Here is a 26,241-nt window from a genome sequence, read left to right as displayed (position 1 = left end):
AGCGGTAGAGCAGTTGACTGTTAATCAATTGGTCGTAGGTTCGATCCCTACCGCCGGAGCCAAAAATCCCAATAAAAACAGCTACATACCGAGACAGCCGCTGGCGGCCTTTGTAGTTCCAGACCTACCCCATAAGCATGTCATAAGCTACAGCAGGCTTCACTGGTAATCTCTGCAGATGGCATTACTCTGCTCGTAAAAGAGCGAGGTGCAGGATGCGAATCTACTTGGTTGCGGTCCCGGCTGGTGGAGGCGAGGCTGAGTATACATTGACGATGGACGTTCCTGCGATCCCGCAGGTTGGCGATTACATCACCGTTGCGCGAGACTACAAGAAGGGTCCGCCGAGCGACGACTATCTTGGATCGGAGGACTTCATCGTCCGTCGCGTCCGCTGGAGCTTCACGTATCCCGACGATGGCGTCATGACCTACACCGCTGGCGAAGAGCCAGTCGGCAAGGGCGAGGTCTACGTCGAGTGCGAAATGGCGATAGGCGGCTTCTCATCCAAAGCGCACAAGCGAAGCGCAGGGCCGAACGCGCAGGAACACGAAGCGTCAGCATACTGATGAAAGCGCCTCGGAACCCATGTTCCCGAGGCGCTTACAGGTCACGGGGAAAGGAGTTACCCCGCCCTGACTGCGGTTGTTGCGTTTAACGAGGGACTGAACCGCTATGCCTCGGGCGGTTGGCGAGACCGCTCCGTCGCTGCCACTCCGCGCGACGGTTATGGTATTCGTCTCTGCCCCTTCGGGGGCGCTTTGCACTCGCCACACAGGCGTTGGCGGGTGGTGTCTTCACTCCAGAACGGTTTGGCGCAGCACATACACAAACGCCAACCGACCTTCCTCACTACGCGCGGCGGGTTGTGGTCCAGATCGAGGACAGGTTCCCGATGCTTGCCGCCGTCGAACGGCCATGCCTCAAACCCCGGATCGGTGAAGCCTGACGACCCCCGATTTGCGCCGTTTGCAGCGCGGGCTTGGGGTTTCGCGCGGCTACCCCCTTGAGCCACCCCGGCCAGCGGCTGTGCGCCGCGCTGTGCCGGGGCTGCGGGCGCGGTGCGCCCCTCGCGCCATGCCACCAGCCATGCAGGTTCGTCCGTCAGCACAGCTTCTCGCGCTCCCATCGTTCGAGGTGCGGAAGCGGAAAGTCGCGGTCCAGCACCCCGGCCTCCATGTCCCGGCGCACCTTCTCAGCGAAGGCGTCGAAGCTGCCGTAGGCCTTGGCGATGCGCGAGAGCTTGGGTGCGCGTGCTGCTTCAAGGCGAGCAACACGGGTCAGCAGTGCCCGCGCGCTACTCATCGACCGCCTCGCCCTTGAAGACCTTTAGCGCTTCACCGAGGCGCAGCGCAGCGGCGAGGTTCGCGTCCTTGCGGGCTTGCCGATCCCGCCCCGCGCCCTCGTGCAGTTCCCGCAGCGCGCGCATGTCGTCGGGCTGCACGGAATGGTCAGGGTCGCGGATGCTGGATTCGTTCAGATATGCCCGCCCCATGTGGTAGGTCACGCGCCGATCTTCCTCTGGCACCTGTGCCCGTCGCTGCGCGGGGGCATTCCATGAGCGCCCAGTGAAGGGGAGTTCGTTCGGTTCGCGCCTCATTGCACCGCTCCAAGCCAGCGCAGAACGTCATAGGCATCCGCCATGACGTGTGGGTCGCGGCACGTCTCAAGCGCCGCAATGCAGTTGGCGCGGATTTGCTCGCGAAGCTCAGCGTGCTCGTGCGGGGCGAGGCTGCTGATGCCGCCGCTGATGCCGAGCAGCTTGCGCGCTTCCCTGCCGCTGAGGGCGAGCACCTTGACGGTGAACGGTCGCTCGCTGCGGACCTTCGCCAGTTCGTTGGCGCGCCGCACTGCGCGGTCGTAGACGGTGATCGGTTCGTAGGCCAGCACCCGGTCGCCCAGAAGGGTGAGCACGAACAGGTCGCCATGCCCCGGTGCGAGGGTCGCCACCCGTCCCTGAAACATCTTCGCACAGCTCTCCATCATCGAATCTCCTTGGCTTCCAGAATTGCCAACCTGCTTTCGAGGTCTTCCAGCGCGCGCACATTGCCCAGCGTGCCGATGGCCTCGATGATCTGTCGCCCCACGTCAGGGGCGATCTGCCCGGACGCGATAGCGGCAAGCACCTGCTCCACCTGGGCGGCCAGCGGCAGCGACGGGTCGAGGTCGAAGGTGACTTTCTCGCCCTGAGCTTTGAGCACCGGCAGGATGCGGCTGAGGACCAGCCCCGCACTGGCGGGGTCGCCCTCCTTCGCCTTGGCGAGCACTGCGTCCAGCACCTCCTCACCCTCGTCCAGCATACGGCGCAGAAGCGCTTGCTGCTTCGACGGGCCGGGAGGACGACCCTTAGGGTTCGGGGACTTCATCCCCGGCGTCCAGTGGTTCGCTGGCACCTGCGTCATTCGCCCAATCCTCTGATATCAAGACCGCAGATCAGGCGTGCTGCCGGTAGACCTTGGCGGAAGCGTTGCGCTTCTCGCGCACCTCGCGCGGCGTGATCTTCCCGACGATGCGGGTCACCCCTGCCTTGTCCTGCTTGAGGACCGGGACCGTGCCGACCGCCTTCTCCATCTCGCGGAGCACCAGCCCGCCCTTGTTCTCAAGCTGCGTGCGAGCAGCGGTCAGCGCGTTGAGGCGCTTGGTCGTCTCGGGTTTCCGCATCTGGTTGTAGGCGCGGAGGAAGGTGGCGTGCAGCTCCTTCGACAGCCCCGACAGCATGGGCGGCGCGCCCAGCACGGCGGACAGCACTTCCTCGTCCTTCTCGGCCAGCGCCTTTTCAAGCAGCGCAACGCGGTCGCTGGACTTCTGCATCAGGGCGCGCACCTCGCCCGACACCATCTTGCCCGCCTGCTCCTTCACGCTGGCGCTCAGGTCGGCTTCCAGCGATTTGATGCTGCGGGTGAACTGCGCAATGGTGCTGTCGAACTTCTGCGTGACAGCGGCCAGCTTGGCAGCCGCATGGTCGTCGGTGCGGAGCAGCGCGGCTTCGGGGGTCAGCGTCGGGTCGCTGAACGCTGCTTCGCGCACGGCGTAGATGCTGCCGAGGTAGGAATACGCGCTCTCGAACGCCTCGACCGCCGGGGCGATGAAAGGCGCGGTGTCATCATCCGCGCCGACCTGCGAACGGAAGGTATCGGGGTGAAGGTCGGCGGTGATCGATGTGTTGATCTCGGTGGACATTTGATCCTCGTTTGTCGTCATAGGGGTTACGATGGGCTTACGCTACGGCGCTCTCGTCGGTCTCTACAAGCGAATTTGCAATTCGTATCAACGTGTTAGGTCTGACCCACATGGGTCGGAACAACTAACTCATGGTCAATAGGTCAGCCCCTCCGCAGTTTTCGCTTGCGCTCTCCCCGAGACGTGTCGGGCTTAGGGGGTCGTTCAACCAAAGGGGGCATCCATGAACGACACCACCACAGCCAAGCCACGCCGCGTCCGTCCTGCGAGACCGAAACCGCTGCCGCTCTACCTGCGCACCGAGTGGCGCACCGACCTCCCCACACCAGCGCCTGCCGAGGCGGGCATGTTGCTGGCACAGGCACAGGCTGGGCGCATACGGGCACTGGCCACCTGCAAGGGTGCGAGGCGCGCCGCTGCGTTCCGACCCGTCGAGACGGTCTTTGCCAGCGACACGTTCAGGGCGCGGATCGAGGCCATACAGGCGCGAAACGATGCGTCTGCCATCGCCGCCGAATGACGAGCCGGTATCGCAACGCACCCGACCCCGAAATGCCGCTGCGACGCAGGTGAAACGCGACCCGGCCAGGGTGCGTTGAAAAGGGTGCGTTGGCCTAAAGGGGTAACGCAGCAACGCACCCCCTGAGGGGGTGCTGCTGCCCCTGCGGGTTCGGGGTGCGTTAACACGGGGCAACGCCCCCGAAACGCACCCGGGGCGCGTTGCAACGCGCCCGATCACATCGCCACCAAATAAAGGTTGCCGGAGGGCGCTTTATCGAGGGAATCCACCAGCCGACTAGACGCACGCAACCTGTTGATCGCGTCCCTGAGACGCTTCTGTGTCAGCACCCGTTCCTGACTCATCTGCTTCTCGCGCTGACCTTCCAACGACCGCCCACTGGGGTATTCGCCTGCCTCAAGCTCCCGTTTGACCCACTCCCAGACGAAATTATCGTCGTCGCGGTCCTGCTCGGCGTCGGGTTTCGACTTGTCACGGGAACGGTCAACCTCGCCACCTGTGGGAACGATGGTCAGGGAGGACTCAAAGTCCCCGTCCTCGTCCTGACCGAGCTGGACAGGCACCGCTTCAAACTCGAACGCCCGCCCGTCGCTGCCATCCTTCACCTTCGTGAGGACGAACTGCGCCTCGCGGGTGCCCGTGCTCTTGTCGCGCTGGCACTCGATGACAAAGTCCATCGCCGCATGGAGACCCGACCAGCCGCGCATCCCGCGCGCTTGGTCCTTGCCGCTGTGGTGGATGAGCAGGATGACCCCTCCGAGGCGCTGCTGAAGGTCGCGGAACACGGCGATCATCTCACCCATCTCGCTACTGTTCTCGTCGATCCCGGCAGAAGCGTGCGCCAGTGTGTCGATGCAGAGCACCCCGCCTGCCCAACCGCTCTCCGTCAGGGTCGCCACCAGCTTGTCCCGGTCTGCCTGCTCCCTCAGGTTGAGAGGGTCCATGATGACCGCGATGTTCGACACCACATCAGCCGCCGGGGCGAAAGCGAACTGCCCTTCGGGGAGACGGGCTTGTGTCTGCGCCAGCCGCCATGCCCTCACCCGGTTCGGGATGCCTCCCTGCCCCTCGAAAGGGACGTAGACAGCGGGCGCTTGTCGCACCCTCTGCTCGAACCACTCCCTGCCGTTCGCGATGTGCGCAAGCAGGTCGAGTGTCAGGAACGACTTGAAGGTGCCGGAATCGCCGTAGATCGCCCCGACACCAGCGTCAGGGATGATCCACTTCACCAGCCACCGGAGGCGCGGCAGGCGGTCAAGGTCGCCGTCCATCAGCAGGCGGAAGTGGCGCGGGTTCTGCGCCGCTTGAAGGAACATCCCGTCCGACAGCACCTTGCCGTGCTCCACCTGCGCGGCGTCGTTCGCAGCGTGTTGAAGGGCGAGGGACATGGTGCGCTTGGCGTAGTCAGCCCTGCCCGCCTTGTCGCGCTCGCCCAGCTTCGAGAGACGGAAGGTGGCCCAGCACTCACGCGGGGTATCCGTCAGCGGCGCGAGCAGCTTCACCAAAGCAAGGTCGGCCTCAGACTGCGAAGGATACCGGCCTGCCCATTCCCCGCGGAACAGCTTGCCCAGCTCGCCCCCATCCACCGCCGCGCGGTCAGCAACGGCATAGTCCGGGTCAGGGTCGCCCCACAGCTCCACCTCGGGAGCAGGAGGTGCCATCGCAGCCACCATCGAATCCAGCTCCGACTGACGGTCGCCAACCGGCTGGTCCAAGTGAACGTCGCCCGTGCAGATCAGGAACCGTTCCTGCGAATACACCTCGACGCCATCGCGCCGACGACCCTTCCCGATGTTGCCCCGCGCAATCACATGGAACCCGTGACCAGAACGAGACCGCTCGGTGTAGCAGTTCATGTTGGTGATGCCCGTCGCGTAGCGCTGAAGCACCTCGGGCGTGGTCCACTTGCTCGCGTCGATGGGTTCGCCCTTCGCCCGCTGCGTCTCCTCGTTGACAACATCGAGGTCGATGCAGGCGAATGGGTCGTTGGCGGTGAAGACGAAGCCGACACGCCAGCCCCTCTCCGACGCCACCCGGCAGGCGGTGTCAAAGTCTGCCCATGTGGTAGGGTCGGTGACGCTCGCGTTCTGCCCATCCAGTCGGCGGGGCGCTTTGTCGGTGGCCGTCCCCGGAGTGACGCACCATTGCGGCAGAGCGCGAAGCTCTGCGGGCAGTCGCTCGTAAGGGTTCGTTTGCGGACCGATCGCCTGTTCTGTTACCTTGTCCATGCCGACCAGTCCTTCCTCGTATCAGGCTGTTGGCAGGGGTAGACGATCGACAGCCGGGTGTGCTCAGCGCCCGGCTGTTTTCGTGACGTGGGCTTACGGCAGGCTTGCCGACGAACAGTCACTTCAAAGTTCGACAGCAATTTCATTCCGATGCACCGCCCGACTGGTTGACGTTGCGTTTCCCGTTCGTCCAAGGACCGGGGATTGCGCCAGGCGCGACCTTCACCGGGGCAGCACGCATCGCGGCGGTCGCCTCGCTGGTGTTGCGGTAGGAGCGTTCAGCCAGCCATGCCATGACCGCCGAACGCAGGTAGCGGACGGGCGACTGTGGCACGTCACCGAGTTTCAGGAAGGGCGGTCCTTTCCCGAGGTAGCGCCACATTTCGAGGGTGGTGGGTTTGATGCCAAGGAGGCGCGCCGCGTCCTCATTGGTCAGCAGATCGTTCAGATCAATCGTGTGGGTCATACAGGTGACTCCGGCGACAAGTGTTGGCTTGCGCTGTGGTCACCAGCACCAGATCAGGCCGAATGCCGATCTGGCAGTGTCCGATGCCCTAGGGGACTGGCTACCCTTGCTTCACCGGATCTCGGAGACAGTATTCTTCGTGTGCCCCGTCTCCGGCACGTTCCTCATTTAGCTGAGGACATAGGTAGCTATACGTTGCCGCGAATAGGTCGAGCAAGCTCTTTCTAAACATGGATTAAATGCGGCGCACCGCCCTGAGGCCAGCACCCTGCCCGCACACAGCGCGGCGCAGCGCCGGCTACAGCCGCTTTAGGGGCGAGGCCGCCACCTACCCGGCGGCGCCGGGTTTCGGTGACTGTGCGCTCTTGCAGCGGGCTTCCCGCGACCCCATATCTCGAAGAACACAACAAGAACGAGGGCATATATGGATTGGATCACTCACTTTGCAGCACAGGTCTGGGGCTGGCTAGGAACCGTCAACTGGGCGAATGCGTCCATCGTCTTTGCAACGCTCGGCGGCCCCGTGCTTGCGGTGCAGGCGCAGAAGTGGCTTGAGCGCAGGCGGTCGGTGGATGAGCGGCGACATGCCATTTTCAGAACATTGATGGCGACACGCGCGGCGATGCTGTCTGGCGAGCACGTGCAGGCATTCAACGCAGTGCCGGTCGAATTTTACGGGTCGAAGGGGAAGCTCAAGGAGATCAACACTGCATGGAAGACCTACCTTGACCATCACGCCGAGGACAATCCGCCGGACGACGAATGGGTCAAGAAGCGGCTCAACCTGTTCTACGACTTGCTGTTTCTCATCTCTCAGTTCCTCGGGTTCAACTTCACCCGCGAGCAGCTTCAGCGTGACTTCTATGGACCGCGTGCCCACGGCGACCTCGAGACCGAGCAGACCATCATCCGCCGGGGTCTCGTCAGGCTGTTTGCTGGTGAGACCACCTTGCCGATGGCGGTGAAGGAGTTCCCCGCCGACGAGCAGGTCTTGCTGAACCAAGCGGCCCTACAAAAGCTGCTACAGGAATGGCTCGAAGGCGAGCGCGCGGTGAAGGTGCAGAACGAGGGTCAAACCTAGGCCCTCAGCGACACCACGTTCTCGCCCGCAGCAACCCGACCTTTCTGCACGACCCATTCCCCCAAAGTCTCAATGACCGGGTGGAGGAACGTCAGGTCGGACAAGTCGGTGTAGTAGCGCGCGGTCACGTCGCTGGCGTCGGGCTGGTGGCCGACCAGCATCTTGATGCGGAACCGCTCAATATCGAACTCCCTCTGCGCGACATTGACCAGCGTGCGCCGCAGCCCGTGTGCCCCGACCTTTCGCCCGGCCACCTCGTCCACCCTGTCGAACGTCGCGCGAGGATCGCGGATGTGGCCCGTCTTGCCCCTGCTCGGGAACACATGGTCGTTCCCCTCGACCCGCTCGCAAGCGTCGAGCACTGCAATCGCGGCAGACGACAGCGGCAACCGCACGGGCTTGCCGACTTTTTGGTCGCGGAGGAACCAGTATGACGCAGACGGATTTTCGCGGTCTATGTGAACCTCGTCCCAACGGAGACTCTGCGCTTCCCCACGGCGTCGGCCAACCAGCGTCAGGAACATGACGTAGTTGACCCCGGCGCGTGCATCCCGGTTGCGTGCCGTGGCGCGCGCCTCATGCAGCATGTTCCAGACCGATCCGACCCGGTCGAAGGGGATATACCACTCGCTCCGGTCCCCTGCCGGTGCCCAGTGGCGCTTCATCGCGCGCACAGGGTTGACCGGGATCAACGGCGTGCCATCGGCAAGCTCGTGCTCGTCGGCGGCATAGTTGAGAAGGATGCGCAGCACGGTCATGGCGCTGTTGGCGCTGGCCGGTGCCCCGCCCTTACGCTTCTTCCCCGGCAGTCCCTCGGCCATGATCTTGGCGTGCCGCTCCCGCACCATGTCGCGGGTGATCTCCACCACAGGGCGGTGCTGCCAGTCGGCGAACACCTTGGTGACGTAGAACTCATACCACTGGCGAGTGCTCGCCTTAAGCTTACCGGGGCGGCTGACGTAGCTGTCATAGACCTCCTTCAACGTCACCCCCTCGGCTTGCTCCTGCTTCTTCACAGCGCGCGGGTCGATACCCTTGGCCATGTCGAGCAGGTATTCACGGGCGGTAACGCGCGCATTGTCCACGGTGAACACGCCATAGGGACCGATGGTGATGCGGGCAGCGGGCTTATCGGGGTTCGGGCGCCCCTGGACGACGAAGGTGAGCTTGCGTGTGGGGGTGCAGCGAACGCCGAACCCCTTGGTGTCGGTGTCCCAATGGAACTCGTCCTTGGGACCGGGCTTGATGCGGTCGATGTAGCCCTTGGTGAGCTTCACAGGCGGATGCTTCGGGGTCGGCTTGGGCATGGTCTTGGCTCCTCATAAGCAAGTCATAAGCAGTAGCGGTATAGCTACGAGCTATTTGCTTAGGGCTTATCGTTCGATCCAAGCAACTGAAATCGTTAGTAAATATAGCTAAATATGGGAACATAGGGCTGCGTATAGTTCGCCTGCCCGATACTGTTAATCAATTGGTCGTAGGTTCGATCCCTACCGCCGGAGCCAAAAATCCCTGCTACAGCGAGCGCTTAAGCGGCCCCTCTCACGGGTTGGTTTGCCGTTGGCGGCCTGTTGGGCGCTAGCTCTGGAAAATCCGGCTGGCGAGATAAACCGACCCAAACAGGATGGGTTGGTGCAGAAGATAAATCGCCAGACTGTGTTTGCCCGGCCAACTGAGCATCCGGACATATCTGTCTGATTCATCGAGCACCGAGGTGAGTTTTTCACGGAAAAGCCGCGTAAAAAGGACACCCGACAGGCATATGCCGAACCAGGGGAAGACAGGTTCGTAATCCATCATGAACGGCAATGTGGCGCTCAAGCCAGACCAAAGCCACAAGGGACCGTCAAAGGCCGAAAAGCTGACTTGTCCCATCGCCAGCGTCGCGACCACGACAATCGCCATCACGGGCACAGGCGCCTTCAGAAACGGCAGTGCCAAGACGGTCGAGGCCGCGATAGAATGCAGAATTCCGAAGCGCACCCACTCGTGGGGCATTGCCAATCGCGTAACCAGTGAAACGGCCGCGGCGGCCAGGACCAGAACGCCCAACCGGCGCAAGTAGGGCCGCCACCTGATGCCGTCACAATGCGCCAGGCAAAGGCTGACCCCGGACAGAAACAAGAAGCTTCCCGCAATGAGCTGTGCGGCCAATCGTGGGCCGGGTTGAATCATCGCGTCCGGCGGCAAGAAGCCGAACATCGACAGATCATACGCAAAGTGAAAGACGATCATCGAAGCAAGGGCGAATGTCCGTGCAATATCAATTTCTGGCACACGACGGCGCCGAGACTGGGGAAAGTTGGTGACCAAGGGATACCTTCGCTAGCAGAGAACCTGTCCTCGACCGGATGCTAGACACGCAAGACCGACAAGAGCAAGACGATACGACCGCTGTCACGGGTGCGCTCAAGCCCTGCTATCGTATCACCGAGGGTTTCGGGCTGCATTGGTCACCGCTCGTGCGATTGGGTACCTGGGGCGGTGTTCGGCACAGGATCTGGCGTCCTCGCAGGTCGGTTTGGCAAGACACCTCAGGGGCGTCGGCAAAGATGGTGAACCCGTCGCAAGATACTGACAACAGGAAGCTATTTCCACTGGCGATGTCTGTCTGTTGCCGCGACTGCGCCCGACACCAACGAGGCCTCATCGGCGCGGTGGGACGCTGCCCTGCGGGTCGCGGCTGTGACTCTGACGCCACAATGTTTCAACAGACAACACAATTGTGAAATATTTATTCGCCACTCGCCGTTCATATTCTGTTAACATGTGAATACCGAAAGGTCTCTGGTGGGGAAAATGGTGCGTCATATTCAGGCGCGAACCACGATAGCTGGAGTGGGGTAATGGTATATAAGTCACAGAATAAACAGATTAAAACACCGAAGCGTGTCGTTCGTTATCTTCGACAACAAACACCGCCGAAAACTGACAGAACAAAGACCGAGGAACCGGAGACACCCGCCGTGGTGTTCACGGACTGGGCGAGTATCTGACGGGTTTTCACGGTCGGAGCGCACGTTTAAGTTGGGATCATGACTGATCCTGTATCGTCCATACGCAATCTTGGGCCCGCGTCGGATGCGTCCTTTGCGCGTGCGGGAATTCATTCCGCCGAGGAGTTGCGGGAGTTGGGCGCGGATGAGGCCTATCGCCGCCTGCTGGCCGCGGGCTCTCGTCCCCATTTCATCGGATATTATGCCATGGTCATGGGGCTGCAGGGGCGGCCATGGAACGACTGCAAGGGCAAAGAGAAGGCTGATTTGCGCGCGCGGTTTGATGCGATTAAGGCCGATGCCAGCGCGAGCAAGCCATCCGAGGACAAGATAGAAGCAATTTTGGATGAGATTGGCATTCCGAAACAGCCGGGTATCTGATCGGGTGGCTCACGATGTGAGCCTGAGGGGCGCCGCCCCTCGCGGCAGGGCCGCTCACCCCGGGATATTTCTGGCCAGAAGAAACACCGGGACCCACGGATATGAAAAAGCCGCCCGAGTTTCCCCGAGCGGCCTTTTGTTCATCTAGAAAAGTAGCTTAGCCAACCAGTTCCAGACCGGAGAAGAAGTAAGCGATTTCTTCTGCGGCGGTTTCCGGGGCATCCGAGCCGTGGACCGAGTTTTCGCCGACCGACTGGGCGAACTCTTTGCGGATGGTGCCTTCGTCAGCGTCAGCCGGGTTGGTGGCGCCCATCACGGTGCGGTAGGCTTTGATGGCGTCTTCGCCTTCCAGAACCTGCACGACAACCGGCTCGGAAATCATGAACTCGACCAGTTCACCGAAGAAGGGGCGCTCTTTGTGCACACCATAGAAGGTCTCGGCTTGTTTCTGGGTCATTTGGATGCGTTTCTGCGCGATGATGCGCAGGCCTGCGGCTTCGATCTTGGCGTTGATGGCGCCGGTCAGGTTGCGTTTGGTGGCATCGGGTTTGATGATCGAGAAAGTGCGTTGAATGGCCATGTCGGTCCCTTTTGCGTTTGGGCAGCAGGGCCCCTGCCCCGATGCGCGTGTGATTTGCGCGTCCCGTAGCATGGGTTCGGTGGTTTGGAAAGCGGTGATTGCCAACGCGGGCGGATGGTGTGACAGCGATTGACGCCCGCGCGTGGCTCAGGCACATGAGACTTTATGCTAAAGATTTCAGACATCACCTATGCCGTAGAAGGCCGCCCGCTGTTCGAAGGCGCAAGTGCGTCGATCCCCGATGGGCACAAGGTCGGCCTTGTCGGGCGCAATGGCACCGGCAAGACGACGCTTTTTCGCCTGATCCGGGGTGAGCTGGCGTTGGAATCGGGTGACATTTCGGTGCCAAAGGGCGCGCGGATCGGCGGGGTGGCGCAGGAGGTGCCGGCCTCGCAAACCTCGCTTCTGGATACGGTGCTGGCGGCGGATACCGAACGCGCCGCGCTGATGGCCGAGGCCGAAATCGCCACCGATCCGCACCGGATCGCGGACATCCAGACCCGGCTGGCCGACATCGATGCCTGGAGCGCTGAGGCGCGCGCATCGTCAATCCTGAAAGGGCTGGGATTTGACGACCACCAACACGCCCTACCCTGTGCCGATTTTTCCGGCGGCTGGCGAATGCGGGTCGCGCTGGCGGCGGTGTTGTTTTCCCAGCCGGACCTGCTGTTGCTGGATGAACCGACCAACTATCTGGACCTTGAGGGCGCGCTGTGGTTGGAGCAGTACCTGACGCGCTATCCGCACACGGTGATCATCATCAGCCACGACCGCGGACTTCTGAACCGCTCGGTCGGGGCGATCCTGCATTTGGAAGACCGCAAGCTGACGCTGTACCAAGGCCCCTATGACCGGTTTGCCGAAACCCGCGCGGCGCGTCTGGCCGTCGCCGAGAGTGAAAACAAGAAGGTCGAGGCACGGCGCGCGCATCTGCAAAGTTTCGTGGATCGGTTCCGCGCCAAGGCGTCGAAAGCCGTGCAGGCGCAGTCGCGCCTGAAGATGATCGAGAAGCTGAAGACCATCACCACCCCGCAAGAGGCCGCGCTGAAAGCGTTCAGCTTCCCCGAGCCGGAGGAACTGTCGCCACCCATCATCAACATGGAGGGCGCATCCTGCGGCTATGGCGACACCACGGTCCTGTCGCGGATGGATCTGCGGATTGATCAGGACGACCGGATCGCCCTTCTGGGCAAGAACGGTCAGGGGAAATCCACCCTGTCGAAACTGCTGTCGGACCGTTTACCCTTGATGACGGGGCGGATGACCAAATCATCGAAGCTGCGCATCGGCTATTTCGCCCAGCACCAGATGGACGAGCTTTACGAGGATGAAACCCCGGTCGAACATCTGCGCCGCCTGCGGCCCAACGAACTGCCGGGTCGCCATCGGGCGCGACTGGCGGGGTTTGGTCTGGGCGCGGATCAGGCGGAAACGGTCGTGGCCCGGCTGTCGGGCGGGCAGAAGGCGCGGTTGACCCTGCTTTTGGCGACACTCGATGCACCACATCTGTTGATCTTGGACGAACCGACCAACCATCTGGACATCGAAAGCCGCGAAGCGCTGGTCGAGGCGCTGACCGCTTATTCCGGCGCAGTCGTCCTTGTCAGCCACGATATGCATCTGCTGGGGCTGGTGGCGGACCGGCTTTGGCTGGTCAACAATGGCGGCGTCGCGCCGTATGAGGGCGATCTGGAAGATTATCGCAAGATGCTGCTGACGGCGGATGATGACAAGAAGCCCGCCAAAGCCAAACCTGCGCCCACCAAACCGAAACGCGCCGACCGGGACACGATCCTGACCCTGCGCGCCGAATTGCGAAAGGCCGAGGCGCGGGTCGAGAAATTGGAAGCGATGCGCGATAAGCTGGATGCCAAGTTGGGGGATCCAGATATCTATGAGCCAGAACGCAAGGACGAGGTCGTGGTTTGGCAAAAGAAACATGCCGAGGTGCATGAAGCCTTGGATCGCGCCGAAGAGCTTTGGCTGCGCGCGCAGGATAAACTTGAAAAAGCCGAGGGTTAGAAATGGATCTTGATCTTTTTATTCCCGCGTTTGTCACGCTGTTCGTGGTTATGGATCCGATTGGAATCTCGCCGTTATTCATGGCGTTGACACAAGGCAAAACCACGCGCGAACGGCGGAGCATCGCCCTGCGGGCCTGTGGAACCGCCGGGGTCTTGCTGATCCTGTTCGCCTTTCTGGGAGAAAACGTTTTGAACTTCCTTGGCATTTCGATGCCTGCGTTCCGCATATCCGGCGGTATTCTTCTTTTGCTGTTAGCACTGGATATGGTGTTCGAACGGCGCACGGCGCGCCGCAAGGATCAGTCAGAAGAAGGGGCTGACGGCCACGACGATCCGTCGATCTTTCCATTGGCGATCCCCATCATGGCCGGTCCGGGGTCGATCGCGACCGTGATCCTGTTGTCGGGACAGGGTGACGGGTTTACCGGCGTCGCCCTGGCAATTGCCGTGATGGCGGTGGTGTTGTTGATCGCGTTCATCCTGTTCAACGCGGCATCCTTGCTGGAGCGGGTCTTGCGCGAGACGGGCATCAAGGTTGTGACCCGGCTTCTTGGTATGCTTTTGTCTGCTCTGGCGGTTCAGTTCATCTTGGAAGGGCTGCGGGATTTCGGCCTGATGGGATGACCGACCGCCCCCCGGTGACAATCGTGCCCGCCGTTCCTATATCTTTTGGGTAACGGGTTTCGGAGACAGAGATGACTGGCGACGATTATGCACGCGCGATTTACTTGACCTTGCTGCTTGTGGCAGTGGGCGGGTACTTCGTCGCCGAGAACCGGAAAAACATCGGGCAGACCTTCCGCCATGCCCTGATTTGGGGCTTGATCTTCATCGGCGCGATGGCCGGTGTCGGGCTGTGGCAGGATATCCGAAACGACATCACCCCCCGGCAAAGCATTGTGCAGGATACGGGCCAGATCGAATTGCCACGTGCGCGCGACGGTCATTTCTATGCCACGCTTCTGATGAACGGTCAGCCGGTCGAATTCGTCGTTGATACCGGGGCCAGCCAGATCGTTCTGACCAAGGAAGACGCCAAGCGGGTCGGTGTTCAGATGGACGCCCTGCGCTTTTTCGGGCGCGCGATGAGCGCGAATGGCCCCGTTCGCACCGCCCCCGCACGCATCGCACGGGTCGAGCTTCTGGGGATCGAGGATTTCGGCGTCGAAGTCTGGGTCAATGACGGAGAGATGCCGGGCTCGCTGCTGGGCAATGACTATCTGCAACGGTTTGAAAAGATCGAAATCGAACGGGATAGGCTTGTCCTGACGCGCGGCGACTGACAGGCAGATAACGTAATTTCCTCAAATACTTACGAGCTTACCTTCATTTCCCACCGCCCGCTTTCCTGGCTCCAGTATTTCGCGGTGCATCCTGCGGCGACCACCTCTTTCCACTGGCTGCGTGCATGGGCCACTGCATCGGGGTCGTTGCCATCGAACAGGATGCTGACCCGCGTCATACGTTCCATTTCATCGGCGCTCACCGCCGCCCCGTCGACTGAAATCAACGCCTCTGCCTGATTGGGTATTTCCGTTTGCGTGGTCAGCAAGACAGGCTGATTTGCATCATGTGGGCCACCCGATTGACCATGTGGCAGAAACCCATCGTCAGAGGCAGTCCAGAGGCGTTCATCCAGCCAGTCCATCCGCTTGGGGTCCGTGCCGCGAAGGCAGATTTTCCAACCTGCCTCCAGCGATCTTTGCAAAAGAACCGGCAACGTCGCCTCAAGCGGGCTGCGCGTCATGTGATAGAAAAAGACCTCGCCGGTCTTCTTCCCTGACACGTTCTGCTCGTCCTGAGTGTTGGCTGCCGGGTCCGACATTATTCAGCCTCGAACATGTCCTGCACAAGACGGTTCAGGGCCAGAACACCCCAACCGGTCGCACCTTTGGGCCAAAGCGGGCCATCCTGTGCCACTTGCGCGGTGCCTGCAATATCAAGATGGATCCAGGGCTGACCTTCCTTGACGAAACGGCCAAGGAACTGGGCGGCGGTGATCGACCCTGCGGCGCGTCCGCCAACGTTCTTGATGTCCGCCTTGTTGGACTTGATCAGTTGATCATAACCCGGCCCCATCGGCATGCGCCACGCGCCTTCGCCTTCGGCTTTCGCGGCATCCAGCAGGCCGTTGCACAAGGTGTCATCGTTCGAAAAGACGCCGGTGTTCTCATGCCCCAGCCCGATGATGATCGCACCGGTCAGGGTGGCAAGGTCAATCATCCCGGCAGGTTTGTATTCTTCCTGCGCATACCACATGACATCACACAGGACGAGCCGACCCTCGGCATCGGTATTGATCACCTCGATCGTGTCGCCCTTCATCGAGGTCACGATGTCACCGGGGCGCTGCGCGCGGCCGTCGGGCATGTTTTCGACCAGACCGACCAGACCCACCACATTGGATTTGGCCTTGCGGGTGGCGAGTGTTTTCATAACGCCCGCAACGGTGCCGGCACCACCCATATCCATCGTCATGTCTTCCATGCCTGCGCCGGGTTTCAGGCTGATGCCGCCAGTGTCAAACACCACGCCCTTGCCGACCAGTGCCAGGGGGGCGACGTCCTTTTCGCCACCCATCCATTCCATGACAACCACCTTCGACGGGGATTCCGACCCCTGCCCCACGGCCAGAAGCGCGCGCATGCCAAGTTTCTCAAGCGCGTCCTCTTCCAGCACTTTGACTTTCACGCCAAGTTTTTTCAGCGCCACAAGGCGGTCGGCAAACTCGGTCGTGGTCAGCACGTTGGCGGGTTCGTTCACCAGATCGCGGGTAAAAAAGACCCCGTCGCTTTGCGCATTGATCCGATCTGCGGCTCCGTCGAACTGATCGACCCGTGACACCATCACGGTCAGGCTGCCCGGTTTGGTATCCGCCTCTTTACCCGTCTTGTGATCGGTAAACGCATAAGCGCGCAACACAGCCCCAAGGGCAAGGTCATCGGCATGTTTAACCGGGCCGGCCAGAACCAGAATATCCTTTCCTGCCATGGACTTGCCAATCGCGCCACCCGCTTTGCGGGCGATGTTCATATCGGCGCGCGGGGCCAGGCGAATGACCTGCACGGCGTCGGCCTTCATACCTGTGGGAAAGGCCAATTCATGGCTGTCGCCATCTTTCATCTTCTCAAACGCGTCACTTTCCGCGAAGCGCAGAAGCGCACCACGGGTCAGCTTGTTGACCCGACGCGCTGCCGGGTGCAGCTTGCCCGGCTCGGACAAAACGACGACCACGCGCCCTTCGTGGTCGCCAATGGCATCAAGGTTCACTTCGCTGAAAACGGGCTGGATCGGGGTCGTCATGGGACATTCCTTTCAGGCAATCTTTTGCCATTCCTAGCCAGAGGTAAAGCGAAAGGCCAGATAGCAGTTTTCCCCGGCGGTGGGATCGGCTAGAAAATGACCCACAACATGTTGGGGTTCTCGGGGGTAACGTGGCCAGATTCGACCGCTATATGCTGTCGCAGTTGATTTTGCTGTTTGGCTTTTACGGGCTGGTGCTTGTTTTACTCTTCTGGGTGAACAGGGCGGTCAGGCTGTTTGATCAGTTGATCGCCAACGGGCAGACCGCCATGGTTTTTCTAGAGTTTTCCGCGATGATCATACCCGGTGTGATCGTGTTCATCATTCCGATCGCCTCGTTCGCGGCGGCCGTGTCGGTGACGAACCGTCTGAATTCGGAAAGCGAGCTGGTGGTGGCGCAGGCCGCGGGGTTTGGCCCGTTTCGACTGGCCCGCCCGGTTCTGGTCTTTGGGATTTTCACCGCCTTGTTCATGTTGGTGCTGACCCATGTGCTGGTGCCGATGAGCCAGTTGCGCTTTGCCGAGCGGCAGGCCGAGATCGCCGAAAACATCACCGCCCGGTTCCTGACCGAAGGCAGCTTCGTGCACCCGGTGGATGGCGTCACCCTTTACATTCGCGAAATCAGCCCATCGGGCGAGCTTCTGGATATCTTTCTGTCCGATGAACGCGACGCCGCGCAGAAATACACCTATACCGCCAAAAAGGCGCTGATCCTGCGCACGGATGCCGGACCGCGCCTGATCATGTTTGACGGACTGGCGCAGTTTCTGAACGCATCATCGCAAAGGTTGTCGACCACGGGGTTCAAGAACTTCACCTATGACATCTCGGCGCTTTTGACCGGACCGATTGGCGGCAACCGCACCGTCACCCAGATTTATACGCCCGAGCTCATGAACCCGCCTGCCGCCACCCTGACCGAGACCGGCGAAACACGCGCCGCCTTGCGCGCCGAAGCGCATTTCCGCAACGCACAGGCGCTTTATTCGATCGTGACGGCGATGACCGGGTTTTCCATGCTGATCGTCGCGGGGTTCAGCCGGTTCGGGCTGTGGCGACGAGTCGTTCTGGCGCTTGGTGCGGTTGCGCTTTTACAGACGCTGGACAACACGATGCTGGATATGGCGCGCCGGGAGGCGAGCCGATTGTGGCTGGTCTATGTTGCAACCGGGGTCGGGGTCGTCCTGAACATCGTGATCCTGATCATGGCCAGCCGCCCCTCGCCTCGCGACATACGGAGACGGCGGCGCACCTTGCGCGAGATGTCCCGGACACCGGCAGGAGGGGTTGCATGAAACTTCACCTCTATATCGCGCGCCGGTTCCTGTTTGCTTTTCTGACCATGCTTGTCGTGTTGGCGATGATCTTCGTTCTTTTGGACATGGTGGAAAGCATGCGCCGGTTTGACAGCGCCGCTGTTGGCTTTGGAAATGTGCTGGGGCTGACGCTGTTGAACGCACCGGTCTGGATGTACCGAATTCTGCCGCTGATCGTCATTTTGGCGACGCTTTGGATGTTCCTCAGCCTTGCGCGCAGCTCCGAGATGGTGGTGACCCGCGCCGCCGGAAGGTCGGCATTGAACACGCTGGTTTCGCCCGCGCTGACGGTCTTTTTGTTCGGTCTGCTGGCCGTGGCCGTGGGCAACCCGATTGCGGCCGCAACGTCCAAGAAATACGAACGTATCGCGGCACAATACAAAGGCACGGGCGGCTCGGTCCTGTCGATTTCCACCGAAGGCGTGTGGCTCAGACAGGGCAACGAGGACGGCCAAACCGTGATCCGCGCCGCCCGCTCGGATCTGGAGGGGACCAGCCTGTCGGGCGTCACCTTCTTTTCGTTCGCACCAGACGGCCTTCCCACCCTTCGGATCGAGGCCAAGACGGCCAGTCTTGAACCCGGTCAATGGTCTTTGACCAATGCCAAGGTCTGGGATCTGGAAAACGCGGACAACCCCGAGATGGACGCCGTATCCTACGACGAATACCTGGTGGATTCGAACCTGACGCAGGAACAGATCAGAGACAGTTTCGGCAAGCCAAGCTCGATCTCGATCTGGGACATGCCGCGCTTCATTCGCCAATTGGAAGCTGCCGGCTTTTCCGCCCGCGCCCATCAGGTGTGGTTTCACATGGAGCTTGCGACACCGTTCTTTCTGGTCGCGATGGTGCTGATCGGTGCCGGTTTCACGATGCGCCACACCCGGTTTGGCCGCACCGGCATCATGGTCTTGATGGCGCTGATGATGGGGTTCGGGGCCTATTTCATTCGTAATTTCGCGCAGATTCTGGGTGAAAACGGCCAAATCCCCGTGCTTTTGGCCGCGTGGGTGCCGCCCATCGCCGCAATTATGATGCCCATGGGGCTTCTTTTGCATCTGGAGGATGGATGATGGGCCTTGGGTCAGGATTGCGCAGGGGCCTATGCGCGGCCGTGTTGGGGCTGGCGGTCACAACCGCTGCGATCATAGCACCGGCGCGCCCGGCGATGGCGGGTCAGGCCAGCCTGATCGCCGACCATGTGCGCGTCGAAGGCAACAGCGCGTTGATCGCACAGGGCAATGTAGTGGTCCTGTACGAAGGCATACGGCTGACCGCATCCCGCGTGGTCTATGACAAGTCTACGGATAAACTCAGCATCGAAGGGCCGATCACCATCAGCCGCCCCGACGGCACCGTGCTGATTGCACAAGCGGCCGAATTGTCGTCGGATCTGCGCAATGGCATCCTGAAAAGTGCGCGTCTGGTGCTGAATGAACAGCTGCAGATTGCCGCCGCCCAGATCAATCGCGTGAATGACCGGTATACCCAGATGACCCGCGTTGCGGCGTCGTCTTGTCACGTGTGCAAAACGAACCCAGTGCCCCTTTGGCAGATCCGGGCAGACCGCGTTGTGCATGACGAAAAGGCCCGGCAGTTGTATTTCCACGGTGCACAGCTTCGGGTTGCGGATGTGCCGGTTTTCTATCTGCCACGTCTGCGCCTGCCTGACCCCACACTGAAGCGCGCCACCGGGTTCCTGCCGCCCCGCATTCGCACCACATCGACGCTGGGCGTGGGCGTTGTCACCCCGTTCTTTTTGCGACTGGGGGATCACGCGGACCTGACCCTGTCCCCCTTTCTGGCCGCCAAGACAACCACGCTAGAGCTGCGCTATCGACAGGCATTTCGGGCGGGCGATATCGCCTTCGCCGGGGCCATCAGCCGTGACAGCGTTCTGCCCGACCAGACGCGTTACTATGTCTTTGGCGAAGGCGAGTTTGCGTTGCCCCGCGACTACACGCTTTCTTTCGAACTGCAAGAGGTCTCGGACCCCGCCTACCTGCTGGATTACGGCTATTCCGATCAGGACCGGTTGCGCAACGCGATCAACGTGATGCGGGCACGTCGGGACGAATTCGTGTTCGGTGGCATCACCCGCTACGACACGTTGCGAGAATCTGAATTGCCGATATCGGACCAACTGCCCTTTGCACAGATCGACACCTTCTATGAACGCCGTTTCTTTCCGAAATGGCTGGGCGGCGAGCTGCGGGGCAACCTGTCCTGGCAGGCACATTTCCGCGAAAGCACCGAGGATATCCTTGGCCGCGACATGGCGCGGTTGGGGGCCGGGATCGGCTGGACCCGAAGCTGGATCGGCCCCGCCGGTCTGGTGATCGAGGCCGAGGCTGGTGTGGACGCCAGCGTTTACTGGATCGAACAAGACAGCCGATTTGAATCCGAACAGAGCTTCGCCGCCCCCTCTGCTGGGGTGACGCTTCGATGGCCGATGTCGCGCGTGGCTGCGTCCGGGGCGGTCGATATCCTGGAACCGGTCGCCCATATCGCATGGTCCAGGCAAGTTGGGGCCGACATTCCCAACGAGGACAGCGTGTTCGTCGAGTTTGACGAGGCCAACTTGTTCGACCTGAACCGCTTTCCCGGCTATGACCAGCGCGAAGATGGTGCACGGGCAGCGGTCGGGGTAAGCTGGACACGCCATTCACCGTCCGGCTGGGCTTTCACGCTGGCTGCGGGTCGGGTGTTCCGGGAAGGCGGGTTTGACCAGTTCACCGACGCGTCAGGGTTGGCCGGAAGCAGTTCGGATTGGCTGTTGGGGGCGCATGTGAACCTCGGTGGTCGGTTTGCGCTTCAGGGTCGCGCGCTTCTGGACGACGATTTCGGCGTGACCAAATCGGAAACCCGCGCCGCCTATCTTGCCGAAGATTTCGAGATCAGCGCCGCCCATATCTGGGTGATCGAAGACACCGCCGAGAACCGCCCCGACCCCACCCATGAACTAAGGCTGGACGGGGCCTATCAGATCAGCGACTTCTGGCGAGTATCGGCAGATGGCAGCTTCGATCTTGAGGCCCGGCAGGCGACAAGGGCCGGATTGGGGTTACGCTATCAAAATGAATGCCTTTTTGTGGACCTTTCCCTCTCGCGTCGTTTCACATCCTCTATTAATGTGACGCCAACAACGGATTTCGGCTTCAAGGTCGAACTGACAGGTTTCGGCGGTGCGCGGGGCAGAACAGTCCACAAATGCAGCAGCTGATTGAAGCCGATGATCGAGATGACAGATTGAGATGACGATGAGCAGATCGGACAGGACCAGGGTGAAACGCATGACCAACAGCTGCGCCAACACATTGCCGAAATCCCGATGGACACAGCGCCTTGCTGCGACCTTGGTGGCCGGGCTACTTGTCGTGACCCCGCTCGGTGCGACGCAGGCCATCGCCCAGAATTTGTTTGCCCCGGTCAAGAAGATCAACGACCGGGTGATCACCGCCTATGAACTGTCGCAGCGCATGGCGTTTCTGACCATCCTGAAAGCCCCCGGCAACCTTCGCGAACTGGCGATGGAGCAGTTGACCAACGAGGCCCTGCAACGGCAGGCTGCCGAGAATGCGGATGTGAACCCCACAGCCGAGGAAATCCTTGCCGGGATGGAGGAATTCACGGGCCGGTTCAATCTGGATGTCGAAACCTTCAACAAGATCATTTCGCAGGCCGGTATTGCCCCCGAAACCTTCCGCGATTTCGTATCTGGCGGGATTGCGTGGCGCGGTGTTGTGCGCGCCCGTTGGGCCGGACGCGTTCAGGTCTCAGACGATGAGGTGGATCGCCAGCTTGCCCTGACCCGTCCGGGCCAAGGTGTGCGTGTGCTGTTGTCCGAGATCATCCTGCCCGCCCAGACCCCCGCGCAGTTGCAGGTGTCGAATGCACGTGCCTCGGAACTCAGCGAAATCACCACCCTGCCCGCTTTTGCCTCGGCCGCGCGACAGTATTCCGTTGCGCCCTCACGCGGGCGGTCGGGCCGGTTGCAATGGATGGACCTGTCCAACCTACCGCCCGCCGTCGCCGCGCAGATTTTGCCGCTGGCACCGGGACATGTCAGTGACCCGATCCCGGTTAAAAACGGCGTTGCGGTCTTTCAGATGCGTGCAATCGAAGAAATCGACGCCCCGCAGCCGAAAGACGTGACGGTGGACTACGCCACCCTGTTTTTGCCCGGTGGGCGAAGCGAGTCCGCGCTTGGCGAAGCTGCGAAAATCCGCGCGAAGGCGGATACGTGCGACGATCTTTATGGCATCGTCAAGGACGCGACGCCCGAGCAATTGCAGCGCGAGACACTTCCCATCGGTCAGGTTCCCACCGGCTACGCGCTGGAGCTGGCCAAGCTGGACGAAGGCGAGGTATCAACCAACCTGACATCGGCATCGGGCCAGAACCTTGTGTTCCTGATGCTGTGTTCGCGCACCCGCGACCTGCCGGAAGAGATCAGCCGCGAAGACATCAAGCTGCGTTTGCAAAACCAGCGTCTGCAAAGCTTCGCCAACGCCTATCTGGATGAGCTGAAGGCCGCTGCCTATATCGAGGATTACAGCGATCAATGATCGCACGCGTGCCGTCCGTGGACAGATTTCCCCCCGTGGCATTGACCATTGGTGAACCGGCAGGAATCGGCCCTGATATAACCGGTCCCGCCTTCAATGCGTTGAAGGATGAGGTGCCATTCTTCCTGATCGGTGATCCGTCGCACTTGCCACCGGATACAGATTTCACTGAAATCTCTGCCCCCGACGACGTATTTACGGCACCCAGTTTGCCAGTGCTGCGCCATGATTTTGACAGCCCCCGCTGCCCCGGCACCCCCCAATCTGACCATGCACATAATGTGATCGCTGTGATCGAACGCGCGGTAGAGCTGACCCGTGCGGGCGACGCGTCGGCGGTCTGCACAAACCCGATCCATAAAAAAGCCCTGAAGGATGGCGCCGATTTCGCCTTCCCCGGCCACACGGAGTTTCTGGCCCATCTAGCGGGCGGAGCGGATGTTGTGATGATGCTGGCCTGCGAAGGTTTGCGCGTCGTGCCTGCCACCATCCACATCGCCGTGTCCGAGGTGCCGAAGGCCCTGACCCGTGCCCTGCTGGCGCAGGTCATTCGGACAACCCATTCGGCTCTTATTCAGGATTTTGGCATTGCCACGCCACGCATCTCGGTGGCCGGGCTGAACCCCCATGCGGGCGAAGGCGGTGCGATGGGCATGGAAGAGATCGACATGATCACCCCGCTTCTGAACGACCTGCGGGCCGAGGGGCTGGATCTGATCGGGCCACAATCAGCCGACACGATGTTCCACGCCGCCGCGCGGTCAGGGTATGACGCCGCGGTCTGCATGTATCACGACCAGGCCCTGATCCCGATCAAGACCATCGACTTCGCCGGCGGGGTCAATGTCACACTTGGTCTGCCCTTCGTGCGCACGTCACCTGACCATGGCACCGCATTTGACATTGCAGGCACGGGAAAGGCGGATCCAAGCTCGTTGATCGCCGCGCTGCGTATGGCGCATCAAATGGGCCGCGCCCGGCAAGGACGCACCACATGAGCCAGATCGACGGACTGCCCCCCCTGCGCGAGGTGATCGCGACACATGGTTTGATCGCCAAGAAATCGCTGGGGCAGAATTTTTTGCTCGATCTGAACCTGACCGCCAAGATCGCCCGGCAGGCCGGTGACCTGAGCAACTCGGACGTGTTGGAAATCGGCCCCGGTCCCGGCGGATTGACGCGCGGATTGTTGGTCGAAGGCGCGCGCAAGGTACTGGCGGTCGAAAAAGACAGCCGTGCCATGGCGCCACTGGCCGAGATACAGGCGGTCTATCCCGACCGGCTTCAGGTGATCAACGCCGACGCGCTGGAGCTTGATCCGCTGGAACATCTGACACCACCCATCCGCATCGTGGCCAACCTGCCCTACAACGTGGGCACGGAGCTGCTTGTGCGCTGGCTGACCCCGCCCAGCTGGCCGCCGATCTGGGACAGCCTGACCCTGATGTTCCAGAAGGAAGTCGCCGAACGGATCGTCGCCCAGCCGGGATCAAAGAAATATGGCCGTCTGGCGGTATTATCACAATGGCGCACCACCCCGCGCGTGGTGATGGAATTGCCGCCCGAGGCGTTCACCCCGCCGCCCAAAATCCATTCTGCCGTGGTGCATTTCGACGCCCTGCCTGAACCGCGTTTCCCGGCAGATCCCGACAAGCTGCAAGCCCTTGTGGCAAAAGCCTTTGGCCAACGTCGCAAAATGCTGCGCGCATCCTTGAAAGGGCTGCATCCGGATATCGAGGGCATTCTGACATCTGTCGGGATCAAACCCACATCGCGGGCCGAAGAAATTGGTATCGAGGAATTCTGCGCGCTCAGCCGTGCATTGGCAGGTTGACCCGGATCAGCCCTAGCTGTGTTCCTCGGCGGCCGTTTCGGCCAGCGCCCGATTGAAAGCCTTCAGCGCATCCATCTGGAACACAGCCCCCCACAGTTCAGGCGGATCACCCTCGCCGCCCAACGTGACCACCGGAATGAACCGCGCGCCCGAGGTTTCGAACATGGGCATCACGGCCTCCAGCGTGGCGTTTCCATCGATGTAGACGCCCTGCTCGATCAGCTCCCAGCACTGTTCTTCATTTGCGGCCCTGTCGTGGTTTTGCCCCCGCATGATCGATGCGACGCGCACTGTGGACAGCAAATACGCCTGCGGCCCTGCGGCCAGATGAACGCCCCGCCGCTCAAGCTGGGTCAGGAAGAAGGACCGGTCCACCCAACGGCTGGCCAGCGCGGTGGACAGGGATACCGCCGCCATCACCGCGATCCCGGTTTGCCAGTCGCCGGTCAGTTCGAACACGATCAACGTGGTGGAAATCGGCGCGCCCAGAACCGCTGCAGCAACCGCGCCCATGCCTGCAAGCGCATAAAGCGTCTCGGACCCTGACACGTCGGGAAATACCGCGGTCGCCATGATCCCAAACGCCAACCCGGTCAATGCGCCGACCATCAAGGCAGGCGAGAATACACCGCCGCCCATGCGTCCGGCCATGGTGATGGCCACCGCAGCAACCTTGACCACGACAAATGTGATCGCCAGTTGCAGCCCCAGATCTCCGGTCAGCGCGACCGAAGTGGTTTCATAGCCGACCCCGATGATATGCGGATACCAGATGGCGATGGCGCCAAGGATCAGTCCAGCGCAGGCCGGACGCAACACCTTTGGCAGTCGCAAGGTTTTTTGAAGGGAATCGCCCACATCATCGGCCCAGAATATGGACCGCATCAAGATGACGGCGACCACCCCGCAGACCAGCCCCAACAGCAGAAAGGCGGGCAGTTCGACATAGAAGGCAAGCGATCCTTCGGCGGGCAGGATAAATTCAGTGACATCGCCATATTCGATCCGGTTGATCACCGTGCCCGCAACCGATGCAATCGCAATCGGCGCGAACGCGTGCACCGCGAAGTGACGCAGCACGACCTCAAGCGCGAACAGCGCACCCGCGATTGGGGCGTTGAAACTCGCCGATACCGCAGCAGCGACCGCACACCCCAACAGATCCCGCCCGGTGATCCCGTCTGCCTTGATCCGGGCGGACACCCAACTTGAAATGACCGCCGCAAGGTGAACCACAGGCCCCTCTCGTCCAGACGAACCACCGGTTGACAGCGTGATCAGTGAAGCCAGCGCCGACCCCAGCCCCGCGCGTTTCTCGACGCGGCCGTCCCACAGGGCAGCCCCTTCGATCACATCGGCGACAGCGCGGACGCGTCCGTCATGGGTGAACCAGTTCAGAATGATCCCGACGATCAATCCGCCGAAAGCCGGCAGCAACAGCACCCAATACCACGGCAAAGTACCGGCGAAGCTGTGTAAATGCGCCAGATCGTCGGTGCCATACAATGTCGCCTGAAGCGTTTCGATTCCCTTTCGGAATCCCAGTGCCGCGAAGCCAGACGCGACCCCGATCACCAGGGCAATCAGCCAGAATTGCACCTGGCTGGGGCCTTTCTCGAGCAGAATATGCCACGTGGTAGAGGCCCGCTTTCGCAAATCCCGCCAAGCGCGATATAGAAACAATTTTAGCCGTCTAGGCATCGTCACCCGCCCGCGCGGCCCTTCCCAAGATCACGCATTTACCATAAGTTGTTCCGGCTTAGC

26 protein-coding genes are annotated in these 26,241 nt (G+C 61.3%); 13 read left to right on the top strand and 13 right to left on the bottom strand.

The genetic code is table 11. The annotated features are described in order from the left end of the window. Window positions 1–215: 215 nt before the first annotated feature. Window positions 216–569, top strand: a complete 354-nt coding sequence (locus J3R80_RS10090) for a hypothetical protein (protein ID WP_275393645.1) — start codon at window positions 216–218, stop codon at window positions 567–569. Window positions 570–1,104: 535 nt separating this feature from the next. Here the strand turns inward: J3R80_RS10090 and J3R80_RS10085 are convergent. The 5 genes from J3R80_RS10085 to J3R80_RS10065 form a co-directional block, all read right to left on the bottom strand. Continuing rightward, window positions 1,105–1,305: a hypothetical protein gene (locus tag J3R80_RS10085; RefSeq protein WP_275393644.1), complete on the bottom strand. Its 201-nt coding sequence runs from the start codon at window positions 1,303–1,305 to the stop codon at window positions 1,105–1,107. After that, window positions 1,298–1,507: a hypothetical protein gene (locus J3R80_RS10080; RefSeq protein WP_275393643.1), complete on the bottom strand. Its 210-nt coding sequence runs from the start codon at window positions 1,505–1,507 to the stop codon at window positions 1,298–1,300. Before J3R80_RS10080 ends, J3R80_RS10085 begins: the two co-directional genes overlap by 8 nt. Before the next feature lie 89 nt (window positions 1,508–1,596). After that, window positions 1,597–1,986: a hypothetical protein gene (locus J3R80_RS10075; RefSeq protein ID WP_275393642.1), complete on the bottom strand. Its 390-nt coding sequence runs from the start codon at window positions 1,984–1,986 to the stop codon at window positions 1,597–1,599. Next, window positions 1,983–2,402 carry a DUF5681 domain-containing protein gene (locus J3R80_RS10070; RefSeq protein WP_275393641.1) on the bottom strand — a complete coding sequence of 140 codons (420 nt, stop codon included), beginning with the start codon at window positions 2,400–2,402 and terminating at the stop codon, window positions 1,983–1,985. The genes J3R80_RS10075 and J3R80_RS10070 overlap by 4 nt, the downstream gene beginning before the upstream one ends. Window positions 2,403–2,433: 31 nt before the next feature. After that, window positions 2,434–3,180: a hypothetical protein gene (locus J3R80_RS10065; RefSeq protein ID WP_275393640.1), complete on the bottom strand. Its 747-nt coding sequence runs from the start codon at window positions 3,178–3,180 to the stop codon at window positions 2,434–2,436. Window positions 3,181–3,403: 223 nt separating this feature from the next. Here J3R80_RS10065 and J3R80_RS10060 point away from each other — a divergent pair, with 223 nt between their 5' ends. Continuing rightward, window positions 3,404–3,700 (top strand): hypothetical protein, encoded by a 297-nt coding sequence (locus J3R80_RS10060; protein ID WP_275393639.1) that lies wholly within the window; start codon window positions 3,404–3,406, stop codon window positions 3,698–3,700. Window positions 3,701–3,915: 215 nt separating this feature from the next. Here J3R80_RS10060 and J3R80_RS10055 read toward each other — a convergent pair whose 3' ends face one another. Then, entirely contained in the window at window positions 3,916–5,928 is a 2,013-nt protein-coding gene (locus J3R80_RS10055) for an AAA family ATPase (RefSeq protein WP_275393638.1), read from the bottom strand. 142 nt (window positions 5,929–6,070) lie between these two features. Continuing rightward, on the bottom strand, window positions 6,071–6,394 hold the full coding sequence (locus J3R80_RS10050) for a helix-turn-helix domain-containing protein (RefSeq protein ID WP_275393637.1): 324 nt from the start codon (window positions 6,392–6,394) through the stop codon (window positions 6,071–6,073). 424 nt (window positions 6,395–6,818) lie between these two features. Between J3R80_RS10050 and J3R80_RS10045 the strand changes: the two genes are divergently transcribed. Beyond that, on the top strand, window positions 6,819–7,475 hold the full coding sequence (locus tag J3R80_RS10045; protein ID WP_275393636.1) for a DUF6680 family protein: 657 nt from the start codon (window positions 6,819–6,821) through the stop codon (window positions 7,473–7,475). Here J3R80_RS10045 and J3R80_RS10040 read toward each other — a convergent pair. Then, complete coding sequence (locus J3R80_RS10040; protein ID WP_275393635.1) at window positions 7,472–8,782, bottom strand: integrase family protein; 1,311 nt, start codon at window positions 8,780–8,782, stop codon at window positions 7,472–7,474. The genes J3R80_RS10045 and J3R80_RS10040 overlap by 4 nt on opposite strands. 271 nt (window positions 8,783–9,053) lie before the next feature. Continuing rightward, the gene (locus tag J3R80_RS10035) at window positions 9,054–9,752 is read right to left on the bottom strand and encodes a heparan-alpha-glucosaminide N-acetyltransferase (protein ID WP_275393634.1); all 699 of its coding nucleotides are present in this window, start codon (window positions 9,750–9,752) and stop codon (window positions 9,054–9,056) included. Between the two features lie 758 nt (window positions 9,753–10,510). Between J3R80_RS10035 and J3R80_RS10030 the strand changes: the two genes are divergently transcribed. Next, the gene (locus tag J3R80_RS10030) at window positions 10,511–10,852 is read left to right on the top strand and encodes a TfoX/Sxy family protein (RefSeq protein ID WP_275393633.1); all 342 of its coding nucleotides are present in this window, start codon (window positions 10,511–10,513) and stop codon (window positions 10,850–10,852) included. Window positions 10,853–11,009: 157 nt separating this feature from the next. Here the strand turns inward: J3R80_RS10030 and ndk are convergent, their stop codons facing one another. Next, window positions 11,010–11,432, bottom strand: coding sequence for a nucleoside-diphosphate kinase (ndk, locus tag J3R80_RS10025; RefSeq protein ID WP_275393632.1), 423 nt, complete (start codon window positions 11,430–11,432; stop codon window positions 11,010–11,012). A 165-nt stretch (window positions 11,433–11,597) separates the two neighbouring features. Between ndk and J3R80_RS10020 the strand changes: the two genes are divergently transcribed. From J3R80_RS10020 to J3R80_RS10010, 3 genes are all read left to right on the top strand, one after another. Then, complete coding sequence (locus J3R80_RS10020) at window positions 11,598–13,454, top strand: ABC-F family ATP-binding cassette domain-containing protein (protein WP_275393631.1); 1,857 nt, start codon at window positions 11,598–11,600, stop codon at window positions 13,452–13,454. Between the two features lie 2 nt (window positions 13,455–13,456). Beyond that, window positions 13,457–14,080, top strand: a complete 624-nt coding sequence (locus J3R80_RS10015) for a MarC family protein (RefSeq protein ID WP_275393630.1) — start codon at window positions 13,457–13,459, stop codon at window positions 14,078–14,080. 71 nt (window positions 14,081–14,151) lie between these two features. Next, entirely contained in the window at window positions 14,152–14,739 is a 588-nt protein-coding gene (locus J3R80_RS10010) for a TIGR02281 family clan AA aspartic protease (RefSeq protein ID WP_275393629.1), read from the top strand. Between the two features lie 29 nt (window positions 14,740–14,768). On the opposite strand, the gene J3R80_RS10005 is transcribed toward J3R80_RS10010, so the two are convergent. Next, window positions 14,769–15,281 carry a DNA polymerase III subunit chi gene (locus J3R80_RS10005; protein ID WP_275393628.1) on the bottom strand — a complete coding sequence of 171 codons (513 nt, stop codon included), beginning with the start codon at window positions 15,279–15,281 and terminating at the stop codon, window positions 14,769–14,771. Next, window positions 15,281–16,759 carry a leucyl aminopeptidase gene (locus J3R80_RS10000; RefSeq protein ID WP_275393627.1) on the bottom strand — a complete coding sequence of 493 codons (1,479 nt, stop codon included), beginning with the start codon at window positions 16,757–16,759 and terminating at the stop codon, window positions 15,281–15,283. The genes J3R80_RS10005 and J3R80_RS10000 overlap by 1 nt, the downstream gene beginning before the upstream one ends. 131 nt (window positions 16,760–16,890) lie before the next feature. Between J3R80_RS10000 and J3R80_RS09995 the strand changes: the two genes are divergently transcribed. The 6 genes from J3R80_RS09995 to rsmA all read left to right on the top strand — a co-directional run bounded on the left by J3R80_RS09995 (window position 16,891) and on the right by rsmA (window position 24,477). Next, entirely contained in the window at window positions 16,891–18,054 is a 1,164-nt protein-coding gene (locus tag J3R80_RS09995) for an LptF/LptG family permease (protein WP_275393626.1), read from the top strand. After that, on the top strand, window positions 18,051–19,148 hold the full coding sequence (gene lptG, locus J3R80_RS09990; protein ID WP_275393625.1) for an LPS export ABC transporter permease LptG: 1,098 nt from the start codon (window positions 18,051–18,053) through the stop codon (window positions 19,146–19,148). The genes J3R80_RS09995 and lptG overlap by 4 nt, the downstream gene beginning before the upstream one ends. Then, window positions 19,148–21,298 carry an LPS assembly protein LptD gene (gene lptD / locus J3R80_RS09985; protein WP_275393624.1) on the top strand — a complete coding sequence of 717 codons (2,151 nt, stop codon included), beginning with the start codon at window positions 19,148–19,150 and terminating at the stop codon, window positions 21,296–21,298. The genes lptG and lptD overlap by 1 nt, the downstream gene beginning before the upstream one ends. Before the next feature lie 70 nt (window positions 21,299–21,368). After that, on the top strand, window positions 21,369–22,643 hold the full coding sequence (locus tag J3R80_RS09980) for a peptidylprolyl isomerase (protein ID WP_275393623.1): 1,275 nt from the start codon (window positions 21,369–21,371) through the stop codon (window positions 22,641–22,643). 17 nt (window positions 22,644–22,660) lie between these two features. Then, window positions 22,661–23,641 carry a 4-hydroxythreonine-4-phosphate dehydrogenase PdxA gene (gene pdxA, locus J3R80_RS09975; protein WP_275393622.1) on the top strand — a complete coding sequence of 327 codons (981 nt, stop codon included), beginning with the start codon at window positions 22,661–22,663 and terminating at the stop codon, window positions 23,639–23,641. After that, window positions 23,638–24,477 carry a 16S rRNA (adenine(1518)-N(6)/adenine(1519)-N(6))-dimethyltransferase RsmA gene (rsmA, locus tag J3R80_RS09970; RefSeq protein WP_275393621.1) on the top strand — a complete coding sequence of 280 codons (840 nt, stop codon included), beginning with the start codon at window positions 23,638–23,640 and terminating at the stop codon, window positions 24,475–24,477. Before pdxA ends, rsmA begins: the two co-directional genes overlap by 4 nt. A gap of 12 nt (window positions 24,478–24,489) precedes the next feature. On the opposite strand, the gene J3R80_RS09965 is transcribed toward rsmA, so the two are convergent. Next, window positions 24,490–26,178, bottom strand: a complete 1,689-nt coding sequence (locus J3R80_RS09965) for a chloride channel protein (RefSeq protein ID WP_275393620.1) — start codon at window positions 26,176–26,178, stop codon at window positions 24,490–24,492. Window positions 26,179–26,241 lie beyond the last annotated feature (63 nt).

The sequence above is a fragment of the Aliiroseovarius sp. Z3 genome, from assembly GCF_029105185.1.
GTDB lineage: Bacteria > Pseudomonadota > Alphaproteobacteria > Rhodobacterales > Rhodobacteraceae > Aliiroseovarius.
The sequence above is the reverse complement of the archived record's forward strand: the minus strand, read 5'-3'. Positions and strand labels throughout refer to the sequence as shown.

Excerpts from the sequence above, each read along its gene's own strand:
- J3R80_RS10070 (WP_275393641.1), bottom strand. The coding sequence starts at position 2,402 with ATGACGCAGGTGCCAGCGAACCACTGGACGCCGGGGATGAAGTCCCCG.
- rsmA (WP_275393621.1), top strand. The coding sequence starts at position 23,638 with ATGAGCCAGATCGACGGACTGCCCCCCCTGCGCGAGGTGATCGCGACA.
- J3R80_RS10000 (WP_275393627.1), bottom strand. The coding sequence starts at position 16,759 with ATGACGACCCCGATCCAGCCCGTTTTCAGCGAAGTGAACCTTGATGCC.
- J3R80_RS10030 (WP_275393633.1), top strand. The coding sequence starts at position 10,511 with ATGACTGATCCTGTATCGTCCATACGCAATCTTGGGCCCGCGTCGGAT.
- ndk (WP_275393632.1), bottom strand. The coding sequence starts at position 11,432 with ATGGCCATTCAACGCACTTTCTCGATCATCAAACCCGATGCCACCAAA.
- J3R80_RS10055 (WP_275393638.1), bottom strand. The coding sequence starts at position 5,928 with ATGGACAAGGTAACAGAACAGGCGATCGGTCCGCAAACGAACCCTTAC.
- J3R80_RS10050 (WP_275393637.1), bottom strand. The coding sequence starts at position 6,394 with ATGACCCACACGATTGATCTGAACGATCTGCTGACCAATGAGGACGCG.
- lptG (WP_275393625.1), top strand. The coding sequence starts at position 18,051 with ATGAAACTTCACCTCTATATCGCGCGCCGGTTCCTGTTTGCTTTTCTG.
- J3R80_RS09980 (WP_275393623.1), top strand. The coding sequence starts at position 21,369 with ATGACCAACAGCTGCGCCAACACATTGCCGAAATCCCGATGGACACAG.
- J3R80_RS10010 (WP_275393629.1), top strand. The coding sequence starts at position 14,152 with ATGACTGGCGACGATTATGCACGCGCGATTTACTTGACCTTGCTGCTT.
- J3R80_RS10075 (WP_275393642.1), bottom strand. The coding sequence starts at position 1,986 with ATGATGGAGAGCTGTGCGAAGATGTTTCAGGGACGGGTGGCGACCCTC.
- J3R80_RS10020 (WP_275393631.1), top strand. The coding sequence starts at position 11,598 with ATGCTAAAGATTTCAGACATCACCTATGCCGTAGAAGGCCGCCCGCTG.
- J3R80_RS10045 (WP_275393636.1), top strand. The coding sequence starts at position 6,819 with ATGGATTGGATCACTCACTTTGCAGCACAGGTCTGGGGCTGGCTAGGA.
- J3R80_RS10065 (WP_275393640.1), bottom strand. The coding sequence starts at position 3,180 with ATGTCCACCGAGATCAACACATCGATCACCGCCGACCTTCACCCCGAT.
- J3R80_RS10060 (WP_275393639.1), top strand. The coding sequence starts at position 3,404 with ATGAACGACACCACCACAGCCAAGCCACGCCGCGTCCGTCCTGCGAGA.
- J3R80_RS10040 (WP_275393635.1), bottom strand. The coding sequence starts at position 8,782 with ATGCCCAAGCCGACCCCGAAGCATCCGCCTGTGAAGCTCACCAAGGGC.
- J3R80_RS09965 (WP_275393620.1), bottom strand. The coding sequence starts at position 26,178 with ATGCCTAGACGGCTAAAATTGTTTCTATATCGCGCTTGGCGGGATTTG.
- J3R80_RS10015 (WP_275393630.1), top strand. The coding sequence starts at position 13,457 with ATGGATCTTGATCTTTTTATTCCCGCGTTTGTCACGCTGTTCGTGGTT.
- J3R80_RS10005 (WP_275393628.1), bottom strand. The coding sequence starts at position 15,281 with ATGTCGGACCCGGCAGCCAACACTCAGGACGAGCAGAACGTGTCAGGG.
- J3R80_RS10085 (WP_275393644.1), bottom strand. The coding sequence starts at position 1,305 with ATGAGTAGCGCGCGGGCACTGCTGACCCGTGTTGCTCGCCTTGAAGCA.
- J3R80_RS10090 (WP_275393645.1), top strand. The coding sequence starts at position 216 with ATGCGAATCTACTTGGTTGCGGTCCCGGCTGGTGGAGGCGAGGCTGAG.
- lptD (WP_275393624.1), top strand. The coding sequence starts at position 19,148 with ATGGGCCTTGGGTCAGGATTGCGCAGGGGCCTATGCGCGGCCGTGTTG.